The sequence below is a fragment of the uncultured Lactobacillus sp. genome, assembly GCF_947367125.1.
Lineage (GTDB): Bacteria > Bacillota > Bacilli > Lactobacillales > Lactobacillaceae > Lactobacillus.
This window is the reverse complement of record NZ_CANBCQ010000004.1, coordinates 1-23,054: the sequence shown is the minus strand read 5'-3', so window position 1 is coordinate 23,054 and position 23,054 is coordinate 1. Positions and strand designations below refer to the sequence as shown.

The following is a 23,054-nucleotide window of genomic DNA, read 5'->3' as shown; positions in this document are numbered from 1 at the left end:
ATTTAAAAGACGCAGAAGAAAAAATCTTCCGCGTCTTTTTTAAACTCGATAAGCATTCAAATCAACTAAAAATGGATAGTCTTGTGCCAAATTGCCCCAAATCCAGTATAAAAGAATAAAGAAAACAATCGACCAGCCTAAGCTGACCAAAATGCTCATTAATAATACATGAACTGAAGCGGTAGTAATTCCAAGCATATTGAAAATTAACCAGCTATAAGCTACGAAAACTGCTGTTCCAAGTAAAATAATAATTAACCGCGCACAGAAAACTTCGGGTAAAAAGCGAGCTATCTTTTGACATACCCAACAGCTTACTGGTAAGAAAACTGTATAAACGCCGATAATACCATAAAAATAAATATCGGCCACAATTCCTGTACCTAAAGCTAACCAAATTTCATTATCATTAGTATCGTCAAAAAGGCCGATTAACATTACGCTTATCGGTAAAATGACACTTGAAGCAGCAAAACTACCATAAGTCATAAATTGATGTAAATAAAGCGCACATACACCATCAACCACTAGTGCAATAAATAGTCCGATCGCTAAAGCCCATTTACGAAGAGTAGTCATTAGTTTGCCACCTGTCTTTCAATGACAGTTACAACAGATGGATCACTGATATCACCGGCAGGCTTGATTCGAATTTGATCAGATAAACCAAATGAATCACGTGTTGTGTCCGTAACAGTACCAATCAAAAGACCTTTTGGTGAATTACCACCCATACCACTAGTATAAACTCTTGTACCTGCTTTTAATTTTCGCCCATCAACTACCTGAGTAAAGGCAAGATTATTATTTGAAGTAACTGTAATAATCCCATGCACTGTCTTTCCATTAGCAGCATCTGCTTCAACAGAAAAACGGTTAGCAGATTCATCAGTGGTAGTAAGTAATTCAACTTTTGAAGAGGCAGCACTCACTTCAACTATTCGACCAATAACACCACCATCACACATGACAGCCATATTCTTCTTAATTCCAGCCGCGCTCCCCTTATTGATCATTAATAAATCTGACCAAGTATCAGGTGAACGTGAGATTACGGAAGCATTAACCATCGTATAGCCACTTAAAGTATCTTTTAACTTTAAAGCTGCTTTTAATTGACGATTTTCCTTTTCTAGAGCTGAATTTCGTGCTTTAGTTTGACCTAAATCTGTTATTTCACGCTTTAAATGATTATTTTCTTCTTGAGTATTTAAAATATCATGAGCACTATTTAAGCCGCCTGAAACAAGGCTAACTGGCACATCAACAATTCTTGTACCTAACGCTACAATGTCATTACCCAAACTCTGGATTAATAAAGGCGTATTGCGCCTATTACGCAAGCTGACACTACCGCCTAAAACGGCTAAAACAACAACTACTATGATAAATGCTGATAATAATTTTTTGTTTTGTAGAAATTTTTTCATTAAGAATTGATCCTATAGAAAAACCGGCAACAGCCGGCTTTTTTATTATTTACGACTTCTACGCATTACTTCAATATTCTTGAGTGATTCGCCAGTACCAATTGCTACACAATCAAGTGGATCTTGAGCAATAAATACTGGAACCTTGGTTGCTTCAGAAATAACTTCTGGCAAGTTCTTCAAGAGTGCGCCACCACCAGTTAATACAATACCGTGGTCAATTACATCGGCAGCAATTTCTGGTGAAGTTTGTTCCAATGTTTCTTTAATAGCGACGATGATATCTTGTACTACATCTTGAATAGCTTTAGCAACATCAACTGCTTCAATATCAACAGATTTTGGCAAACCGGTTACTAAATCACGACCACGAATATTCATTGATTCAATTTCTTTAGCTTTTTCAACTGAAGCTGAGCCAACTTGAATCTTAATATCTTCAGCAGTTCTTTCACCAATTAATAAATTAAAGTTGGAGTGAACGTAGTTAACAATTGCATTATTAAACTTATCACCAGCTTGACGAATTGAAGTTGATGAAACAATCCCACCTAATGAAATAGTTGCAACATCGGTAGTACCACCACCGATATCAACTACCATTGAACCAGTAGGATCCATAACTGGCAAGCCAGCACCAATTGCAGCTGCGAACGGTTCTTCAATTACAAATGCTTCACGCGCACCTGCAACTCTAGCTGCATCAATTACAGCACGTTTTTCAACTTCAGTAACACCTGAAGGAACACATACCATTACTGATGGCTTAGAATTACCAACAGTTTTTTCCATAAAGTACTTAAGCATTGCTGCTGTAGTATCATAATCAGCAATCACACCATCCTTCATTGGACGGATAGCTACGATACTACCTGGCGTTCTACCAATCATTTCTTTAGCTTCTGAACCAACAGCGATTACTTCGCCTGTTTGTGTATTCTTTGCTACTACAGAAGGTTCTCTTAAGACAATGCCTTTTCCTTCCATGTAAACAAGTGTATTGGCTGTACCTAAATCGATACCAATATTCTTTGTACCTAATCCAAACACAAAAATCTCTCCTTAATTGTTGCGGTCTCTAAATCTTGAATCATTATAGCATACTCTAGCTTTAAAGGTGCTTTTCACACGAATTTTAAAGAACTTTAAAACAATTTTTCTCACGTAAACTCAAATATTGTCCTTGACCGACAATAAAATGATCCAAGAAATCGATTTTCATCATTTCTGCGGCTTGATATAAATTCTGCGTTAATTCTAAATCGCTTGCCGATGGTGTCAATTTACCACTGGGATGATTATGAGCGATAAAAATACCCGAACAGCCATAAATTACTGCCCAACGAAAAATTTCTCGTGGATGTGCAACTGATCTATTCAAAGTCCCCTGAAAAAGCTTCTTCTCAGCAATAATGTGATTACTGTTGTCAATATACAAGGCCCATAGTTCTTCTTGTTTATGGCCGATTAATTTATCAGCTAAATACGTACCTACTTCAATACTAGAGGTTAAAATCAGCTTTCTTTTTGGCGAGGCACTACGTAAACGGTCTAGTACTGCTTCAGCTGTAACCGAAATTTCAGCAGGACACTCCGAACTAGTAATAAATTGCACCACATTATCAAACGAATTTAGCTTTTTATTCTTAAGAAAAAAACTTAAGTCACGTAGTGTGTGAATCTCCCTATTTTCTAATTGTTCAAATAATTGCGCTAATAGCTCTAAATCCGTCCTAACAAAGTAATGATTTGGTTTTCTTTTAAACATTAAAATTACCCCCTCATTACTTATTACGCAAAAAAGAGCTAAATTTTTTTCAGAAATTCAAAAAAGTTTTGACAAATCATCGTGGCATTTTGCTTATCCTTAGCAGATGGAGCTTTTAAATCCGGAACCATCACGCACTTAAGTCCTGCGCTAGCTGCTGCTTGAATGCCAGTAGACGAATCTTCAAAAACTAAGATATTTTCTTTCGGCAAGCCCATTTTTTTAGCCGCAGCTAAATAAATATCAGGTGCGGGTTTGGCCTTAATATGCCCCTTTTGCACATCAAGATAACTAAGATGAAAGTCAAAATAATTTCTAATTCCTGTAGCCCACATTGCATGCTGGACTACATTTTCATAATTACTTGAGGCAATTGCCATCTTTAATCCGCGCTTTTCAAATTCATCTAATGCTTCCTGGACACCTGGCTGCAATTTTAATTTACCTTCATCAGTCCATTGCCACACCAAATCGTCTGTCCGCTTAATAAAACGATCACGCGCCTCATCAGTTTTAAAATATTTATGATAAAAATCCTGCATTTCCTTAACGGTGGCACCAGTCAATTTAAGGTAAGCATCCCGCGGCGTACCCAAATTTTCTTCTTCAGCTGCTTGAATATTGGCATTCCAATATAATTTTTCTGAATTGACTAGCAAACCATCCATGTCAAAGATAATGCCTTGAATATCATCATTTAAGCCCTGTACTCGCATCATTATTTCCTTTCCAATTCAAAATTGCACTCACTAAATAAAATGAGCCACTCACCAGCAAGATATCATTTGCTGTCAGCTGATTTAGTAATTTAGTAAAAGCAGTTCGATAATCTTTTTCATAATTATATCTTTTTTGAACATCAAGCGGAAAGTCATTTCTTTTAGCCACTCGCGGATAAGACAAGGTCGTTAATAAAACTTTGTCTTCAATATCAAATAGTCCAAATACCTGCTCCAGGTCCTTATCTTTCATCATTGTTACCAAAGCATAAACTTTACCATGATTTTGATGAGCCAATTGATGCACTACCGCTAACAAATTAGTCATTGCCTGAATATTGTGCGCCCCATCTAAAATAATTAGCGGCTTATTTTGCAAAATCTGATAACGCCCTGGAATGGCTGTTTGATCAATGGCTGTTTCAATTTCTGCTGCTGACAAGGTCAAATTCAAGAGCAAGAAGGCCTGACATGCAACAGCGATATCATAAGCTTCAACTTTAGGCCGCAATGCAAAGACAAATTTTCTTTGCTGGTCTTGATAGACGATTTTTTTATCAAGCAGAACTTTAAAATCTTTTCCTAATTGATAAACTGTTGCTTGCTCTTTCTTGGCCTTATTTTCCAAAATTGATCTAACGTTCTCTGGTACATTGCCTAAAACAACTGTTTTTTTAGCTTTAATAATGCCGCTTTTTTCACGAGCTATATCCTGAATTGTTGGACCGATAATTTTTTCATGATCAAGGCCAATCGTCGTAATAATACTTACTTCTGGCGTAATTACGTTGGTTTTATCATGTTCGCCGCCAATTCCTACTTCAATCACTGCATAATCGCATTTTACTTGAGCAAAAAAGACAAAAGCTAGTGCAACTTCATATTCAAACGTCACTAATGAAAAAGCTGGATCATTTTCCTGCAGTTTTTCATACGCTGCTTGCACCAAATTAGCCGTTTTTACCAAATCTGCATCGCTAATATTTTGATTGTTTAATTGAATTCGTTCATTAAATTCATAAACATATGGTGAGACAAAAAGGCCAGTCTTTTGACCAGCCTTTTTTAATAGATTTGATAAATAGTATGAAGTTGAACCTTTACCATTAGTGCCCGTAATATGAATCGTCTTAACCTGATCTTGTGGATTGCCTAATTCTGTCAACAATCGTTTAATAAAAGATAAATTGTTTTTGGGATGTAAATGCGGCAATTTGTACAAGTAATCGATTACTTCCTGAGCTTTAGTAAATTTCAATTATTTGCTCTCTTTCAAATCCTGAATTCTTTCACGAACGCCACTTAATTGACTTTCATAGTCGGCTTTCTTTTCCTTTTCCTTGTTGACAACAGCTTCTGGAGCGTGATCAACAAAGCCCTTGTTAGCCAACTTCTTTTCACAGCGAGCAACTTCGTCTTCAAGACGCTTTTCTTCTTTTTCCATCTTTTCTAGCTCATCATCAACATTAACAAGTTCAGTCAATGGAACAAAGATTTGTGCGCCTGGGATTACAGCAGTCTTAGCCAATTTTGGTGCTTCAATTTCACTAGCTACAGTCAATTCCTTGGGATGCAAGAAGTTTTCAACATAGTCAGCATTTTCATCTAAGACATGCTTATCAGCTTCATTATCTAATTGAATCATGATGTCAATTTGACTAGACATTGGTGCATTAACTTCCATGCGGATGTTACGTACTGCTTTAATAGTTTCAATTAAGAAGGCCATGTCTTGATCTGCTTGCTTGTTTTCAAATTCTTGATGTGTAGTTGGATAGTCAGCAACCATAATTGACTTACCTTCATGAGGCATTGAGAGCCAAAGTTTTTCAGTTACAAATGGCATAATTGGGTGCATCAAACGCAAAATTTGATCAAGAATCCAAATTAAGTTTTCTTGCTTTCTAGCCTTTAATTCTTCGTCGTCACCATTTAAAGCAACCTTAGAAATTTCGATGTACCAATCACAGAAGTCATTCCAGATAAAGTTGTAAGCTTCACGGCCTGCTTCACCAAATTGATATTCATCAAATAAACGAGTTACTTCATCAACAGTATGGTTCAAACGATCAAAGATCCAGCGATCTGATAAGTCAAACTTAGAAGTATCTGGCATATGAGCTGGCTTTGCATCGGCAGGCAAGTTCATAATTACAAAACGACTTGCATTCCAAATCTTGTTAATAAAGTTCCAAGCTGCAGATAACTTCTTAGGATCATAACGAGTATCTTGACCAGGAGCAGTACCGTTAAGAAGGAACCACCGTAAAGCGTCAGCACCGTATTTATCAACTACGTCCATTGGATCAACACCGTTACCAAGTGATTTACTCATCTTGCGGCCTTGTTCGTCACGCATCAAACCATGCAAAACAACATCATTAAATGGACGCTTGCCAGTAAAGTGCAAACTTTGGAACATCATTCTTGATACCCAGAAGAAGATAATGTCGTATCCAGTAACTAAAGCATTAGTTGGGAAGTAACGCTTAAAGTCTTCTGAATTAGTATCAGGCCAACCTAAAGTTGAGAATGGCCATAAAGCACTTGAGAACCAAGTATCAAGTACGTCTGGATCTTGTTCCCAGTTTTCAATATCCTTAGGAGCTTCTTCGCCAACATAAGTTTCACCGGTCTTCTTGTTGTACCAAGCAGGAATACGGTGACCCCACCATAATTGACGTGAGATACACCAATCATGAACATCACTCATCCAGTGATCAAGAGTTTGTTCAAATCGTTCTGGGACAAAGTTTACCTTGCCATCAGTCTTTTGGTTTTCCAAAACTTTATCAGCAAGTGGCTTCATCTTAACGAACCATTGCTTAGAAAGACGTGGTTCAACTTGAACGCCTGAACGTTCTGAGTGACCTACTGAGTGAACAATTGGTTCAATCTTGATTAAGTAGCCTTCTTCTTTAAGATCCTTAACTAAAGCTTCACGACAGTCAAAACGATCCATACCAGCATACTTGCCAGCTTCTTCGTTCATAGTACCATCATCGTTCATTACGTTGATTCTTTCAAGATTATGACGATTACCTACTTGGAAGTCGTTAGGGTCATGAGCTGGGGTAATCTTAACTAAACCGGTACCGAATTCTGGATCAACGTGTTGGTCTTCAATAATTGGAATGTGGCGGCCAACAAGTGGCAAGATTAATTCCTTACCTACGATATCCTTGTATCTTTCATCTCCTGGTGCAACGGCAACAGCAGTATCACCAAACATGGTTTCAGGACGAGTAGTAGCAATTTCTACATAACCTGAACCATCAGCAAATGGATATTTAATGTGGTAAAAGGCACCTTTATCATCCTTGTGAATAACTTCAATATCACTCAAAGCAGTTTGAAGTGCCGGATCCCAGTTAATAATGTATTCACCGCGGTAAATTAAGCCTTCTTTATAAAGCTGAACAAAGACTTTCTTAACAGCCTTTGAAAGACCCTTGTCCAAGGTAAATCTTTCTCTTGAGTAGTCAAGTGAAAGACCCATCTTAGCCCATTGGCCCTTAATAATTGCAGCATATTCATCTTTCCAGTCCCAAACCTGCTTAACAAAAGCTTCACGTCCCATTTGGTGACGGTCTTTGCCTTGCTTGCGGAGTTTAGCTTCAACTTTGGCTTGGGTAGCAATACCAGCATGGTCCATCCCAGGAAGGTAAAGCGTATCGTAGCCTTGCATCCGTTTAAAACGAATTAAAGTATCTTGAATTGCAGTATCCCAAGCGTGACCCAAGTGCAACTTACCAGTTACATTTGGTGGTGGAATAACAATTGAATAAGGGTGAGCTTTCTTGTCACCAGAAGGCTTGAACAAATCTTCATCAAGCCAAGTTTGATATCTGCCTTTTTCAACCTCATTTGGGTTGTATTTAGGTGCTAAATCTGTCATTAAAATTCCTCCAATAAAAAAGTCCTAGACATATTGTCTAGGACGATCAGTTAAACCGCGGTACCACCTATGGTTAAGCAAAATTATGCTTCTCTTAATAGCGATAACGGCGCGTACCGGATTAACCTACTTTTTATTTTCAATTAATCAGCTAATCAAGCTACTAGTCAACCTTCGGCCTCTCAGCTGTCTGGCTTTTCTCTGTTAATAAAGTCGACCTCTCTTGATTCTTGCTTTGGTTAAGATTATAGCATGAATCAATTTGTAAAAAAAGCATTGACTTCACATGAAATAAGCTTGGATACAAAATATATTGATTTACTTCAACTTAGCAAGCTGCTCTTTATACTCCTCAATAGCTTTTCTAGAATTATCATTATCTCGCTTATTTTTAACTATATCCATCGCCGCACAGATAGCAACTATTAACAAAAGTATTATCAGCAATACAGGCATCCAGCCTTTTCTGATGCTGAACAGTAATTTGCAAAATATTTAGTATCACAAAAATCATAACTAAAAACCAAGGCAATCCAATTTAAAGTCATTGATTTTTTATTCGATTCAATATCATTCTCAGTTTCTTGAATCAAATTTTGAAAAAATTTTTTATCTTTACTTTTCCTTGCCTGTATTTGCTTACCTAATTCATCTACATCTATTTTACAATCCTTTATTAAACTTCCCCGCAAGCTGCTCTAATGGAGACAGCTTTTCTTCCTTCCCATTAAATTTTTCATGAAACCAATCAGTAGTTAAAGCATGCCTAATATCACTTGTTTCAGACTTACCTAATTTATATTTTGCAGTCACAGCTCTCAGCTTACCATTAGAAATATAACAATATTGTTCAGATGCATGCTGCTTGCTATCTTGAGATTTTTGCTCTAATTCTTTGCCCAACGCAACAAGGTCTTTAACTAGATCCGGCTTTTCTTTCAAAATTTTCAGTCCCGCTTCTCTTTTTTGCTCAAGATCCTTCTGCTTTTCAGCCTCATCTTTCTCAAGCCTCTCCTTTTCAGCACTATAATCTAATGAATCATAACTATTGAAGTTTTCATAATCTGTTCCCTTGTGACATTCAATTGGTAGTGGAGTATCCTGAGCTTTTTGCCACTGGGCAAAACCATCCATGAAATATGCCACAAGTGGACGTTGATTATTCAAGTAAAACTTGTAGTTAAGATTCATAATCATTCCTATTTGAGCCCGATGATCATCAGGTAATGGCTGCGCTTTTCTATCTGTCAACAACTGAACCTTGCTAGGATATGTTAATTCATAATCAACCTTGTCTTTATTGATAAAGCCTTTATTGTATTGTGATACTCGTCCGTTAAACTGAATAAGGTCACCTGTCTCAAGCAAACCTAAATCTGCAAATCCTTTGGTCAAATTCAGCCAAAGATGATCAGTCACCATCTTAGGATTCTTCGGATCATCAACAATTCGCACATTTCTTACTACCATAGTTGGACTATACAAGTCGCCACGACTTTTGTCGTAATATCTTTTATAACCATATTTTCCAAATTCAGCCTGAAACGTATGACGTTCATCTGAACCAAGATTACCTAATATTTTTCGCATAATTCTTACTTTTTATTTTTATTATTCAAACATATGTTCAATTGCATCATAACAAAAAAGACGCCACAATAAGCGTCTCAAAATTTTTGATTAAATTATCCTATTTTCTAATTACCTTAACAGCTTGAATCAAAATAGTCGGAATCAAGGCCAAGCCAGCAAGCCACATCACTTCTTGACCAGTTAATGGGGTAACGGCAAACAAGCTATGCAAGGCTGGAACAAACAAGATTAAGGCAAGCAAAACAGTACCTACGGCAAAGGCAGCCAAACTGTACCAATTATTCTTAAAGCCAATCTTGAAAATGCTATGCTGTGAACGACAATTGAAACCGTGCAATAATCTAGCAAAAGTCAAAGTTGAGAAGGCCATTGTTGTCGCTACTGCTGGACTATCTTTTAATCCAATTAAAAATGCGGCAATTACACTAAGTGAAATTAGCAAACCTTGAATCGTAATTTGACTGACAAAACTCTTAGTTAAAATACCTGCTTTAGGATCGCGTGGCTTACGCTTCAAAATATCAGGATCACCTGGTTCCATTCCAATTGCCAGAGCTGGAAGTGAATCAGTTACTAAGTTAATGAAAAGCAATTGAACTGCTACAAATGGCACAGGCAAGCCAGCAAGTGAGGCAAACAATACCGTAATAATTGCTGAAAGGTTACCAGATAATAAATAGCCAATCGCATTCTTGATATTTTCATAAACGGTTCGACCGTTGGCAACAGCTTTAATAATTGTCGCGAAATTATCATCAGCCAAGATCATGCTGGCAGCATCCTTAGAAACTTCGGTACCCGTAATTCCCATTGCCACACCAACATCTGCCTTCTTTAAAGCTGGGGCATCATTAACACCATCACCGGTCATTGAAACAATGCGGTCTTTTCTTTGCCAAGCGTTAACAATTCTAATTTTATTTTCTGGTGAAACACGAGCATAAACTGAAACTTTTTCAATCTTTTGATCAAGTTCTTCATCACTCAAAGCATCAAGTTCTAACCCAGTTAAAGCTAGATCGCCATCATTGAAGATACCAATCTTTTTAGCGATTGCTACAGCGGTAATCTTATGGTCACCAGTAATCATCACTGTTTTAATACCGGCTTCCTTCGCTTTAGCTACAGCTGCTACACTTTCTGCTCGTGGCGGATCCATTTCTGAAACCAAGCCAATGAAAGTCAAACCATCTTCTGCTTCAGTTGAAAGTTCTTCGTCACTTTCTTTATATGCAAAAGCCAATACCCGCAAGCCATTTTCTGAAAAATGATTGTTTTGCGCTAAAATTTCTTGGCGATCATCTTCAGTCATTGGCCGAATTTCATCACCAAAACGAATATTTACACAACGCTTAAGCAAGACATCAATCGCGCCCTTAACAAAAATCGTTGGTACGGTGTGAATTAAGTGCTTGGTACTCATCAATTTTCGATCAGAATCAAATGGTACTTCTTCAAGTCGCTTAGAATGGTCACGTAATTCTTGTTCTGATAAGCCTAAAACGCCATTGCCCAAGTCAATCCCGGGCACTTGACGATACATTTCCAATAAAGCTGATTCAGTCGGATCACCAATTGCCTTATCTTCTGCCAAACTTGCATCGTTGTTAAGCACTACATCATAAAGCAAGTAGCGGTGAAGTTGATTGCTCAAATCTAGTTCATTTGGCTTTAAAACTTTGCCACCAATATAAATATCTTCAACTGTCATCTTGTTTTGGGTCAAAGTACCAGTTTTATCTGAACAGATAACCGAAACTGAACCTAATGACTCTACTGCTGCTAAGTTTTTAATAATGGCATTTTCTTTAGCCATCTTTTGTGTCCCCATAGCTTGCACAATAGTCACGATTGAGCTTAACGCTTCAGGAATTGCAGCAACAGCTAAGGCAACAGCAAAAAGCAAGGCGTCCATCAATGGCTGACCGCGCCACATTTGGATACCGAAGATGATCGCACACAAGATTAAAATAGCAGTCGCCAATCTAGATGAAAACTGGTCTAGCGATACTTGCAGTGGTGTGCGCCGTTCTTTAGTTTCATTCATTAAAGCGGCGATCTTACCAATTTCAGTATTCATCCCCGTTGCGGTGACTACCACAGTAGCCCGGCCATAAGTTACCAAGGCACTTGAGTAAACCATGTTCACTCGGTCTGCCAAGGGCACTTCTTTTTCAAAATCAGTATCCAATTTATCAACATTAGTTGATTCACCAGTCAAAGAACTTTCATTAACTTGCAGAGAATAATTCTCTAAAATACGCCCGTCGGCAGTAACTAAGTCCCCCGCTTCTAGTAAAAGAATATCGCCTGGTACTACATCCTTAGCAGCAATTTCTTGCTTTTGACCATTACGCAAAACTTTGGCAGTTGGAGCAGACAATGATTTTAACGACTCCAATGATTTTTCTGCCTTAACATGTTGCACTGTTCCTAAAATGGCATTCAAAATCAATACTACAATAATTACCAGAGTACTTTCTAAACTACCAGTAAAAGCTGAGATGATGGCAGCAATAATTAAAATAATTACCATCAAATCTTTAAACTGTTCTAAAAAGACTTGAAAAGTACTTTTCTTTTTACCTTCAACTAAGGCATTAAGACCAACTTGAGCTAATTTTTCTTTAGCAGCTTGATTAGTCAAGCCTTGCTCAATATTAGTTCCTAATTCCTTGACTATCTCGTCTTTTGTTTGACGATAATATTCCATGTAAAGCCCTCCCTAAACATAAGAGCAATTTAAGCAAAAAAATAGAGACTACTGGCTAAAGCGGTGTTTAGTCAATAGTCTCATCATTTAAACTTACAGCGGAAAATTAATTTCGTTCTGACGCCGTAAATACAATTTATGCCGATTACTCCCTATTTACTTGTTAATATTTATACCATATTAAATAGGTTGCTGACAAGATATTTAGTTGATTTTATTTTTTGAAAAAACATTACCATAGTTTTGCTCAAGCTGTTGCATAATTTCTTACTTAGTATTGCCGACCTTTTTAAGTGCTGAAGCCAAGATTTAGGCACCATCTTTTTTGTCTTCAAGCATGCCTTGCTTCATTCCTTCTTCACGTGCATCTTGTTCTCGCTCTAACCTTTTATCCTCGTAGTCCATGATATAATCACTCCCAGACATTTCTATCTCAGTTGCAACTATTAATACCATTAATTTCTATTTCTTTTCTTTCACAAGATAAATTGGACGTTCCTTAACCTGCAAGTATATTTTACCAATATAACGACCAATAATCCCAATACACAGAAGCTGTAAACCACCTATCAAAAGAATAATCGAGATCGTACTAGCCCAGCCCAAAATACTTGAACTAGGTTCAATCAACTTTCGAATAATCACAAAAATCAAACCAATAATTGACAAAATAAAAGATGTCGTCCCGATCCAAACAGCTAAATTAAGTGGTGCTTGAGAAAAATCGGCTATCCCATTCATTGCATATTTAAACAATTTTAAAGTAGTCCAATTAGTCTTACCAGCTACCCGTTCAATATTGTGATATTCAAGATATTTAGTCTTAAAGCCAACCCAAGCAAAAATTCCTTTAGAAAAACGACTATATTCTTTCATGGCTAAAACAGCATTGACCATCTGCCGCGTCATCATCCGATAATCACGCGCACCTGGCACGATTTCCACCTTAGACACGCGATTGATCACTTTATAAAATTGATTACTCAAGAAGGATTTAACTTTTCTTTCACCCTTGCGATCAACTCGTCTGCAGCCCACAGCATCATATTCACCTGTTTGCAAAATTTCATACATTTTTGGCAACAAATCTGGTGGATCTTGCAAGTCTACATCCATTAATGCCACATAGTCACCCGTTGCAGCCGATAAACCTGCATAAATTGCCGCTTCTTTACCAAAATTTCTCGAAAAAGAAATATAATGAACTGCTTGATCTTGTTCATGCAGCTTTTTTAATTCAGATAAGGTACCATCCTTAGAACCATCATCTACAAACCAATATTCTGGCTTAACTTCCGGCATAGTAACCAGCACCTTTTGAACTGCAGGATAAAAAAGTGGAATTGATTCTTGCTCATTAAAACAAGGAACAACTAACGATAATTTCTTCATTATTTATGTACTTCTTTCGTACTTTTTCTAAACGTGATCACTTTATTAATCACAAATTGAATTAAAGTCGCTATAAAAGTGGCCACTGCCTTGACAATCAAGTGCGGAAAACCTAATTTTGTAACAAAAATAAACAAAGATACGGTAGTAAACACAGTTGTGATCTGTCCAACTAAAAAGTATGAGATAAATCGCAACAATAAGCGATTATGTACCTTAAAGTTAGTATATGAATTCCAAAAGAAGTTGTTAATAATCCCGCAGGTTGAAGAAATAATATTGGCTACTTCGACATTTACTTTAAAATGAATCAAAATTGTGTAGGCGCCGAAATCTATTACTAATCCTAATACTCCAATTAAGACATACTTGACTAACTGGATAAAATCCTGCGAATGATATATTTGCCTGATCTTTGTCATTACTTCATTATGTCATCTAATTGCAATTCTAGATATTCTCCGCGCTTCAGATCTTCCGGCAAAGTCAATTGCCCCATCGAAATTCGTTCTAGTTCAACCACTTTCATCCCTACCGCACCAAACATGCGCTTAATCTGGTGGTATTTGCCTTCGCGAATCTTAATTTCAATTGTAGACCTACCGTGCTCTTCATCTTGGGATAATATCTTCAATTCTGCTGGTTGCAGTTTGGTTCCATCGCCCAAAGTCATCCCTGCCGCAAAAGTTTTGACCGTCTCATCATCAGCTACGCCAGCAATCTTAGCGCGATAAATTTTATCAACATGCTTATTTGGCGCCAATAATTCATGATTAAGTTGACCATCATTAGTCAAAAGTAGCAAGCCTGTCGTGTCTTTATCCAAACGGCCAACTGGTACGATTCCTTGATAGCGGTCTTGCGGTGCAAGCAATGAAATCACCGTTGGTTGACTGCGATCTTCCGTCGCCGACAAAACACCTTTAGGCTTATTCAACAAGAAATAATGATATTTCTGATAAGCTACAGCGTCGCCATTGACAGTAACCTGGTCACTTTCTTTAACTTGCTGCTTTGGCGTTTTTACAGTCACGCCGTTAACTGCAACAATTCCTTTTTTAATTAAAAGATGAACTTCTTTTCGCGAGCCAACGTTCATATTGGCTAAGTATTTGTCTATCCGCATTTATGTCTTTCTTTCATTTTTATATGTTGATTAATGTTAATTATATAAGAAAGTTAAACCAATTTCGAATTGCGACACTAATCAAAAACGGTCGATTTTGTTTTCGACCGTTTTTACGCGCTCTTGCGCGCGATTATTATATTAACTATAAATCAATACATAATACTACTAGAAGTTTCCATATTAACACCATATCTTTTTAAATAATAACCCGTGTCATATTTAATTTTAAAAGCACTAGCAGAAATAATTCCACTAGCGCAATCTTTCTATAATAAATCTGCGTCTTCTTGTGCCTTATCATCCAAGAATTTTTCATTTGGATAAATTGGCGTAATTTCGATGCCAGCCATGGCTCTTTCAATCAAGCCTTCAACATCAAGGCGTGCTTCATATTCACGTGCCTTATCAAGCTTTGGCTTAGTCTTAGGACGTGGCGGAGCAAAAATAGTACAACAATCTTCAAAGGGTTGAATTGACAAATCAAAGGTACCAATTTCTTCGGCCTTAGCAATGATCTCCGTCTTATCCATTGTCGCAACTGGACGAATAACTGGAGTCGTTGTTACATCATTAATGGCCACCATTGATTGCAAAGTCTGAGAGGCAACTTGACCAACTGACTCACCATTAAAGATGGCTAAGCCACCACGTTGAGCACGAATGCGGTCAGCTAATTGCAACATAAAACGACGTTGCACAGTCATCAAGTAGCCTTCTGGCAACTTTTCCTTGATCGTTTCCTGAATTTCCGCAAATGGCACAGCAATAAAATTAATCTTACCAGCGTAGTTCGCCAAAATACCAGTCAATTCCTTAGCCTTAGCCAAGGCCTTTTCAGTAGTGTAAGGCGGACTAAAGAAGTGAACCATTTCAATATCTACTCCGCGCTTCAATGCCAACCATGAAGCAACTGGTGAGTCAATCCCACCACTAAGCATCATGACAGCCTTACCAGCAGTACCAACGGGCATCCCGCCAACACCATGAAGCAATTGATTGGAAATATAAACGGCATCTTGACGAACTTCAATTCTTAAGACAATGTCCGGATGCTTCATTTCGGCCTTCAAGCCATCCATGTGATCAAACAAGTAGTCCCCAACTAAGTTGTTTAATTGGTTAGTATCATATTCAAACTTGTGATCACTACGCTTGGTATTAACCTTAAAAGTCATCCCTGACTTAAAAGTCTCTTGCATCAATTCCAAAGAAGTCTTTTCAATCTCTTCAAGAGTCTTAGGAATCTTAATTGCTGGTGAGTAAGTTTGAATTCCAAATACCTTCTTCAGGCGTTGGTCAACATCCTTGAATGATGCGCCATTCAGGACAATGTGCATCCGATCATGACGAGGATGAAATTCAATTTGTGGGAAATCCTTAAGAACTTTTTCAACGTTACTTGCTAAGCGATTGATGAAGTCCTTTCTGTTCTTCCCCTTAGTTGAAAGCTCGCCATAGCGAACCATAACTTCTGTGTATTCCATTAATTTTCTCCCAAATGATTAATTTTAGCAAAATGATTATAGATCTTGTCAAAGACCTTAATAAATTCATCCGCTTCTTGAAGCGTATTCGTCTCATCAAAACTTAAACGAATTGCACTAGTAGCAATCTTATCATCAATTCGCATAGAAACCAAGGTGCTGGCTTCATCTGCTGTTTTTGATGCACAAGCAGAAGTAGTTGAAGTATAAATATCTTGATCTTCTAGCGTATGAACTAAAGTCTCACCACGAATTCCTTCTAAGGCAAAGCAAAGAATATGTGGTGCAAAACCGTCACTTACTGGCGAAAAGATATCAATTCCCGGCTTATCCTGCAAGTAATCAACAATCTTAGCCTTAATCGCAGCTTCACGACTTGCTTTTTCAGCTTCATCTTGCAAAAGCAAACGAATTGCCTTAGCCATCCCCGCAATTGCTGGTAAGTTTTCCGTTCCTGAACGAAGGCCCTTTTCTTGGCCACCGCCATCGTGAAGTGGTGTTAGCATCTTGCCTTCCTTTTTGTATAAAATACCAATTCCGCGTGGTGCATGGAACTTATGCGCCGACAAACTAGAAAGATCAACTCGGGGTGTAAATACTTTATCCCAAATATTTTTGCCAAGTGCCTGAACGTTATCAACATGGAACTGAATCGTTGGATAATTTTCAAGCAAATCGCTAATCTCATCAATTGGTTGAATGGTGCCAATTTCGTTATTAACGCCCATGATTGAAACCAAAGTTGTATCAGAATCAATCGCGTTTCTTAAGTCATTAACGTTAACTCGGCCTTCCTTATCAACTGGCAATCTGGTAACGCGCCAACCCAAATTCTCTAACGCGTTAAAACTATTGGCTACAGATGCATGTTCCACGCTAGAAGTGATAATATGCTTACCAAATTCACGCTTTTGAATTGCAATCCCCTTAATTGCAGCATTATTTGATTCTGTTCCACCAGAAGTGAAGAAAATTTCATGCTGCTTAGTCCCCAGCAAATCAGCAATTTGTTTACGTGACGCCTCAAGCAATTGGTGTGCACGATCACCCATCTTATGCAAACTCGAAGGATTGCCCCAAATATTAGTCGCTACTTTATTGTAAGTATCCAATACTTGTGGATCTATCTTTGTTGTTGCACTATTATCAAAATAAATCACTATCATTACCCCTTCATTTAAAAAACGGTCAATCGCTTGACCGTTTCATGACTTTTCAATTTTAGCTTAAATAATGAATCGCTTCAATTAATTACTCTTCTCTTCTGAATAATATGCATTTTCAAGTCGTTGATAACTACCTGGCTCTACCTTTTCAATTGCTGTAGCAATTGTATCAAGGGCTTCCTTATAGTTATATTCATTATATAGCTGCATTGCTGTCTTTTGTGCTTGCGCAATTGAATCCTTATCTGCATATTTATTTGAATACTGCATCGTCAATTCAACTAGGTTAGCGGAATTAATGATGTCATCTGCTTCACGTTTAAGCCGCTCCACATCATCAGAAATTTGAATTAATTCAGCTGAGATCTTTTCCATATTAATCCGGACCTGACTCAATTCGTTGCTTACATGACCAATCTCGTTGACCACCAAAGTATACATTTGAACAAAGCTATCAGGATTACCTGGCAAATTTCGTCTTTCAAGTCGACGGTAAACTAATGAAACTTCTTGCTTAAAGCGCTTGATTGAATCATTAGCTACATTTTCAGAATCATAAAGTCCATCAACGTCAGTTGACATCTTAGCCTGCTCTGCATCAATTTCACGTAGGCGATCTAGCATCTGGAGCCATGAATCTTGAATAGCAGAGTAGACACCCTTACCATCTGCGATATTCTGTGTATCAATAGTGTACTGATGGTACATTTCATTGACTTCTTTTTCTAAGTCTTTACTCTTTTCCAATTCGCCATGAGTCAATTCATAGCTCTCATCAATATGCCGCAACTTTTCTACCAGCTTCTTTGACGCGGTTTGCTGATGTGAGATCAAAGTCAGCATTTTACTTTGATTTTTTTCAACAAATGGTCTTGCCTTGTATTCCTTAGCTAAAACATCATATAGATCGTCAATTTCGCCAGAGATCTTTTTATTTTCCTTGGCTAATTCATTCACCTTAGTCTCAGCTAGCAATTTGCGCGCACCATCAATTTCATCATGAATTTCCTTGATTCTGCCCAAAACATCTACGCTAGTAAGGTAATATTTTTCTGAAATCATTTTTTTATAAGCATCAGACAATTCCTTAAGCTGATCTTGGAACACTACTTCAAGCTGATGATAGCCCTCTTTTAGCGGTTTTAAGCGTTTTTGTAAGTTGCCCAAAGACATCCGAATCTTGGACAAAACTCGCTTAGCTTCAACATGATCACCTTGTGAAGAAAGATTTTTTGCTTCTTCAAAGTCACTCTCCATTGATGCTAGTTGATCTTCAACCTGATCAATCGCAGCACCATATTCAAAGGAATTGGCTAAGATATCTTTTCTTAATTCACGATAAACTTTAATCAAAGCATCATATTGAATTTGATTTTCCTTATTTGATTCAAGTAGTTCCGTGAAAACTGCCTTGGTGTTACGAGCATCTTCGAGCGTTGGCTTGATAATCTCCTGTGCTTGTTTAATATTCTTTCTTGCTTTAAACAAGCGATAAGTTGCATTTTCATTAGCAGCTTCTTCAACTAGCTTATGCACTCGCGGTAATTTTTTCTTAGCTGCTTCAGTGTAGCTTTTGCGCCAAGTATTTAATGTAGTTAAACTTTCGCCGGCCAAATCCATTTTATCCAGTCGCGTAATATCATCTTCTAGATGCATCTTCTCAATTTCAGTCACTGCTGCATCAATCGCTTCAATTTCTTTTAGTTGTTTACGATTGATCATTAGCATTGCTGCAACTACGACAATGATTAGGATCACCACGGCAATAATTATAATAGCTTGAATTGATGACATAGTTTATCCTCCAAAACTATCATAATTATAACAAAACCTGACCCTAATAGGTGCAAAAAGCTGTTCTATTTTCTTGATTTATTATTCTGAACTCTATATAATACTATTCGTGTAAAATATTTGCAGCAATAAGTGACAAGAACGTCAACATCTTGAAACGCTTTAGTGAACGAGTAACCCGCGCTGCATTGGGCGAAAATGTAAATCCAAGATGCACGAATGTTGAACTTATGCTTAATATTTTACTCCAAAAATTATTGTTTAAATTTTATGGAGGATTTTTTATGTCAAGATATACAGGTCCAAGTTGGAAACGTTCAAGAAGATTGGGTATTTCCCTTTCAGGTACTGGTAAGGAAATTTCTCGTCGTAACTACGCTCCAGGTCAACACGGTCCTAACAACCGCGGTCGTTTGTCAGAATACGGTCAACAATTGCACGAAAAGCAAAAGTTACGTTGGATGTACGGCTTAAACGAACGTCAATTTAGAACTTTGTTCACCCGCGCTGGTAAGATTCGTGAAGGTCAACACGGTGTTAACTTCATGATTTTACTTGAACGTCGTTTGGACAGTCTTGTTTACCGTCTTGGTTTAGCTACTACTAGAGAACAAGCTAGACAATTAGTAAACCACGGTCACATTACTGTTGATGGTAAGCGTGTTGACATTCCTTCATACGAAGTCAAGGTTGGACAAACTATTGGCCTGAAGGAAAAGTCAAAGAACTTGCAACAAGTTAAGGATGCCTTAGAAGCAGTTACTGCTCGTCCATCATTTGTTTCATTTGACGAAAACAAGATGGAAGGTACTCTTGTACGTTTACCAGAACGTGACGAAATGGAACCAGAAATTGATGAAGCCTTAGTTGTTGAATGGTACAACAAGTTACTTTAATTTTTACATTTTATTTTGTCGAAAGTCTTTCTCAATCGAGAAAGGCTTTTTTCTTTGCTACAATAATAGATAAAAAGAAAGGATGATTAGATGACTGAAGATTTAAACAAACGTGTTGAACAAGCCGCTCAAGGGATTACTCCTCAGACTAAGCCAGATGAGCGGCGTCGTTTTTTAGGCTCCTTGCGCGAACGCTGTTTAATCAGAATGGATAATACCGAAGTGCAAAACCATGAATTAACTAATCTTTTTCTTAAGCATCTCGCTGACTTTAAAAATTACACCATTTTAATCAATGGTAATATCAATGATGATGGCTTTTTAGGCGATGTCGAAGCTGGCTGCAGCAAGTTAAACATTCCTTTTACTTTGGTCAACAATGAGACTGCTAAAACTGGACCGCATGATACCGCGATTTTAGTTGTAGCGAAAACTGCTATCAACCGTCCTCGGATTAGTCTCAAGCAAGTTTACCCACCTGAATTTCCTAAAGAAGAATTAGTTGCACCAAAACAAAAAGAAAGTTTTTGGCACAAACTCTTTCATGGAGGAAATCAATGAAGCCGTTAGCTTATCGTATGCGTCCCAAGAATTTAAATGAAGTAGTTGGTCAGCAGCATTTAATCGGTCCCGGCAAAATTATTCGCAGAATGGTCGAAGCTAGACTGCTTTCTTCGATGATTCTCTATGGTCCACCTGGTATTGGTAAAACTAGTATTGCTAGTGCCATCGCTGGTTCTACTAAATATGCCTTTAGAAAGCTAAATGCGGCTACTGACGGTAAGAAGCAACTGCAACAAGTAGCTGCAGAAGGCAAAATGAGCGGGACGGTGGTTTTGCTTTTAGATGAAATTCACCGTTTAGATAAAACCAAACAGGATTTTTTATTGCCTTTGCTTGAATCGGGACAAATCATTTTAATTGGGGCAACAACCGAAAATCCATATATTTCAATCTCCCCCGCGATTCGTTCACGTTGCCAGATTTTTGAATTAAAACCATTATCTGCTACTGATGCAGCTCAAGCAATTGACCGTGCCCTAGCTGATGAAGAAAATGGCTTGGGCAAATACAATGTAGAATTAACAGATGATGCTAGAGCCCTATTAATCGAAAAAGGCAACGGCGATTTACGGTCAACTTTAAACAGTTTAGAGTTAGCTGTGCTTTCAACTAAACAAGAATTAAAAGATAAAAGCCAAGATGACAGTAAAATTGTCATCACCCAAAAAGAAATGGCTGATTCGATCCAAATGAAAACGCAAAATTTTGATGCATCTGGCGATAGTCACTATGACCTAGTCTCAGCCTTTCAAAAATCAATTCGCGGTTCTGATACAGATGCTGCTTTGCACTATCTTGCCCGTTTAATCGAATCTGGCGATTTGATTTCTATTTGCCGCCGCTTGGCTGTTATCGCTTATGAGGATATTGGTTTGGCTAATCCACCAGCTGCAGAACATGCCATCATGGCAATTCAAGCAGCGCAAATGGTTGGCTTACCTGAAGCACGAATTCCATTGGCTAATGCAGTTATTGAGCTAGCCCTTTCTGCTAAAAGCAATAGCGCCATCTCAGCAATTGACGCTGCTTTAACAGATGTCCGCAGCAAAAAAAATGATCCAATTCCTGCTAATTTAAAGGATGCCCACTACGCTGGCGCTAAGAAGCTCGGCCACGGTGTAAACTATCTCTATCCCCATGACTATGCCAATGATTGGATTGCCCAACAATACCTACCGGATAACTTACGCCACGCTTCCTATTTTGCTCCTAAAGGCAACTCTAAAATTGAAGCTAGATACAAAGCGATTTATCAAAAATTAAAACAAATGCAAGCTGATAATTTAGATTAAAAGCGGACTTTTAGACCATTCATTATGGTTGACAACTACCTGTAGAATGCGTATCATAATAAGTGATCTGAGTTGATCAACAAGCTTAAATGTATAAAGTTGACCGATCAAACTATAAGACGTGGGAGTTGGCAAATAACTACCGAATCGGAATACTGCCTCGTCGCAGGATCCATATTCGCTGCGATGTCAACTCAAATTTTGAACACTGCGGGTTCAACAAGCGTCATTATGCTATGTTTAGTCAACTCGGATTTTTTTAGAATATTAACTGAGACGGTCTCAATTGACCGTCTTTTTTATTGGTGGAGAAAATTTTATGGTAATAAAAATCGTCATGATCTTTTTCATTCTGTTGCTGCTATTGACTTCATGGTACATGTGGCACAGAAGAAATGGACATTTCTTAATTTATGACATTGGTGGCGATCCACGTTTAAGCACAATTTTAAAGTGGACTTCAATCGCGCTTTTGGCTGAAAGTATTTTAGGGATCGTTTTGCTATTTATGGGTAATAAATATTTGAATCTAATTACTCTATTTTTAGCTTCATTAACTATCCTGACCTTTGGCTTATCAATTACCCAAAAGACTAAATAATACTTTTCTAATACTAACCAAATTTTGGTAAAATATATATCAGAAAGAGGTGCTTAGAAAATGCTTTCACAATACAAAAATATTCAAGTTGCAGTCGATGGTTCAAAAGAAGCTGACTTGGCTTTTAGCAAGGCTGTAGCTATCGCTAAGCGTAATCACGCTACATTGGAGATCTTACACGTAATTGATACCCGTTCTTTCCAAAACGTCTCAAGTTTTGATTCAGCAATGGTTGAACAAGTTTCCAAAGATGCTGAAAAGAGAATGAAAGATTATCAAGCTCGTGCTACTAAGGCCGGCGCTGAAGATGTTCATTATTCAATCGAATTTGGTTCACCTAAGACAATCATTGGTCATGACTTCCCTAAGAAGCACAACATTGATTTAATCGTCGTTGGTGCCACTGGTTTGAACGCCGTTGAACGTTTACTCATCGGTAGTGTTACTGAATACGTAACTAGAACTTCAAAATGTGACGTTTTAGTATGTCGTGCAGAAGAAATTGCCGACGCTTTAGAAGGTTAATCATCGTTTTAATGGCTCTTTGTCAAATCCTGTTGATAATGAGTAAATGAATAGAATCAAGCAACCATTAAAAGGCTGTTTGGTTCTTTT

The 23,054-nt window shown here is 37.7% G+C and carries 20 protein-coding genes; 5 read left to right on the top strand and 15 right to left on the bottom strand.

Going from position 1 to position 23,054, the window contains the following annotated elements:
* Positions 1-39: 39 nt before the first annotated feature.
* From mreD to ezrA, 15 genes are all read right to left on the bottom strand, one after another.
* Positions 40-579 carry a rod shape-determining protein MreD gene (mreD, locus tag Q0Y84_RS02040; RefSeq protein WP_297950410.1) on the bottom strand — a complete coding sequence of 180 codons (540 nt, stop codon included), beginning with the start codon at positions 577-579 and terminating at the stop codon, positions 40-42.
* Complete coding sequence (gene mreC, locus Q0Y84_RS02035; protein WP_297950408.1) at positions 579-1,430, bottom strand: rod shape-determining protein MreC; 852 nt, start codon at positions 1,428-1,430, stop codon at positions 579-581. Before mreC ends, mreD begins: the two co-directional genes overlap by 1 nt.
* Positions 1,431-1,475: 45 nt before the next feature.
* Positions 1,476-2,480 carry a rod shape-determining protein gene (locus Q0Y84_RS02030; RefSeq protein ID WP_188905500.1) on the bottom strand — a complete coding sequence of 335 codons (1,005 nt, stop codon included), beginning with the start codon at positions 2,478-2,480 and terminating at the stop codon, positions 1,476-1,478.
* An 85-nt stretch (positions 2,481-2,565) separates the two neighbouring features.
* Complete coding sequence (locus tag Q0Y84_RS02025) at positions 2,566-3,198, bottom strand: RadC family protein (RefSeq protein WP_297950404.1); 633 nt, start codon at positions 3,196-3,198, stop codon at positions 2,566-2,568.
* Between the two features lie 38 nt (positions 3,199-3,236).
* Entirely contained in the window at positions 3,237-3,914 is a 678-nt protein-coding gene (locus Q0Y84_RS02020) for an HAD family phosphatase (protein WP_297950550.1), read from the bottom strand.
* The gene (locus tag Q0Y84_RS02015; RefSeq protein WP_297950402.1) at positions 3,892-5,175 is read right to left on the bottom strand and encodes a folylpolyglutamate synthase/dihydrofolate synthase family protein; all 1,284 of its coding nucleotides are present in this window, start codon (positions 5,173-5,175) and stop codon (positions 3,892-3,894) included. The genes Q0Y84_RS02020 and Q0Y84_RS02015 overlap by 23 nt, the downstream gene beginning before the upstream one ends.
* Positions 5,176-7,815 carry a valine--tRNA ligase gene (locus tag Q0Y84_RS02010; protein ID WP_297950399.1) on the bottom strand — a complete coding sequence of 880 codons (2,640 nt, stop codon included), beginning with the start codon at positions 7,813-7,815 and terminating at the stop codon, positions 5,176-5,178.
* Between the two features lie 663 nt (positions 7,816-8,478).
* A complete protein-coding gene (locus tag Q0Y84_RS02005; protein WP_297950397.1) occupies positions 8,479-9,405 on the bottom strand; it encodes a hypothetical protein in 927 nt (308 codons plus the stop codon).
* A 100-nt stretch (positions 9,406-9,505) separates the two neighbouring features.
* Positions 9,506-12,121, bottom strand: a complete 2,616-nt coding sequence (locus Q0Y84_RS02000; protein ID WP_297950395.1) for a cation-translocating P-type ATPase — start codon at positions 12,119-12,121, stop codon at positions 9,506-9,508.
* A 462-nt stretch (positions 12,122-12,583) separates the two neighbouring features.
* The gene (locus tag Q0Y84_RS01995) at positions 12,584-13,513 is read right to left on the bottom strand and encodes a glycosyltransferase family 2 protein (RefSeq protein ID WP_297950393.1); all 930 of its coding nucleotides are present in this window, start codon (positions 13,511-13,513) and stop codon (positions 12,584-12,586) included.
* Positions 13,513-13,935 (bottom strand): GtrA family protein, encoded by a 423-nt coding sequence (locus tag Q0Y84_RS01990; RefSeq protein ID WP_297950391.1) that lies wholly within the window; start codon positions 13,933-13,935, stop codon positions 13,513-13,515. Before Q0Y84_RS01990 ends, Q0Y84_RS01995 begins: the two co-directional genes overlap by 1 nt.
* Entirely contained in the window at positions 13,935-14,639 is a 705-nt protein-coding gene (locus tag Q0Y84_RS01985) for a pseudouridine synthase (protein WP_297950389.1), read from the bottom strand. Before Q0Y84_RS01985 ends, Q0Y84_RS01990 begins: the two co-directional genes overlap by 1 nt.
* Before the next feature lie 269 nt (positions 14,640-14,908).
* Entirely contained in the window at positions 14,909-16,126 is a 1,218-nt protein-coding gene (gene thiI, locus Q0Y84_RS01980) for a tRNA uracil 4-sulfurtransferase ThiI (protein ID WP_297950387.1), read from the bottom strand.
* Complete coding sequence (locus Q0Y84_RS01975; RefSeq protein WP_297950385.1) at positions 16,126-17,286, bottom strand: cysteine desulfurase family protein; 1,161 nt, start codon at positions 17,284-17,286, stop codon at positions 16,126-16,128. The genes thiI and Q0Y84_RS01975 overlap by 1 nt, the downstream gene beginning before the upstream one ends.
* 87 nt (positions 17,287-17,373) lie before the next feature.
* Positions 17,374-19,086 (bottom strand): septation ring formation regulator EzrA, encoded by a 1,713-nt coding sequence (gene ezrA / locus Q0Y84_RS01970; protein WP_023488083.1) that lies wholly within the window; start codon positions 19,084-19,086, stop codon positions 17,374-17,376.
* 284 nt (positions 19,087-19,370) lie between these two features.
* Here ezrA and rpsD point away from each other — a divergent pair, with 284 nt between their 5' ends.
* From rpsD to Q0Y84_RS01945, 5 genes are all read left to right on the top strand, one after another.
* On the top strand, positions 19,371-19,982 hold the full coding sequence (rpsD, locus tag Q0Y84_RS01965; RefSeq protein WP_005721374.1) for a 30S ribosomal protein S4: 612 nt from the start codon (positions 19,371-19,373) through the stop codon (positions 19,980-19,982).
* A gap of 90 nt (positions 19,983-20,072) precedes the next feature.
* Entirely contained in the window at positions 20,073-20,543 is a 471-nt protein-coding gene (locus Q0Y84_RS01960) for a YueI family protein (protein ID WP_297950359.1), read from the top strand.
* Complete coding sequence (locus Q0Y84_RS01955) at positions 20,540-21,838, top strand: replication-associated recombination protein A (protein WP_297950357.1); 1,299 nt, start codon at positions 20,540-20,542, stop codon at positions 21,836-21,838. The genes Q0Y84_RS01960 and Q0Y84_RS01955 overlap by 4 nt, the downstream gene beginning before the upstream one ends.
* Before the next feature lie 319 nt (positions 21,839-22,157).
* Positions 22,158-22,439, top strand: a complete 282-nt coding sequence (locus tag Q0Y84_RS01950) for a hypothetical protein (protein ID WP_297950355.1) — start codon at positions 22,158-22,160, stop codon at positions 22,437-22,439.
* 60 nt (positions 22,440-22,499) lie between these two features.
* Entirely contained in the window at positions 22,500-22,964 is a 465-nt protein-coding gene (locus Q0Y84_RS01945; protein WP_023488081.1) for a universal stress protein, read from the top strand.
* Positions 22,965-23,054 lie beyond the last annotated feature (90 nt).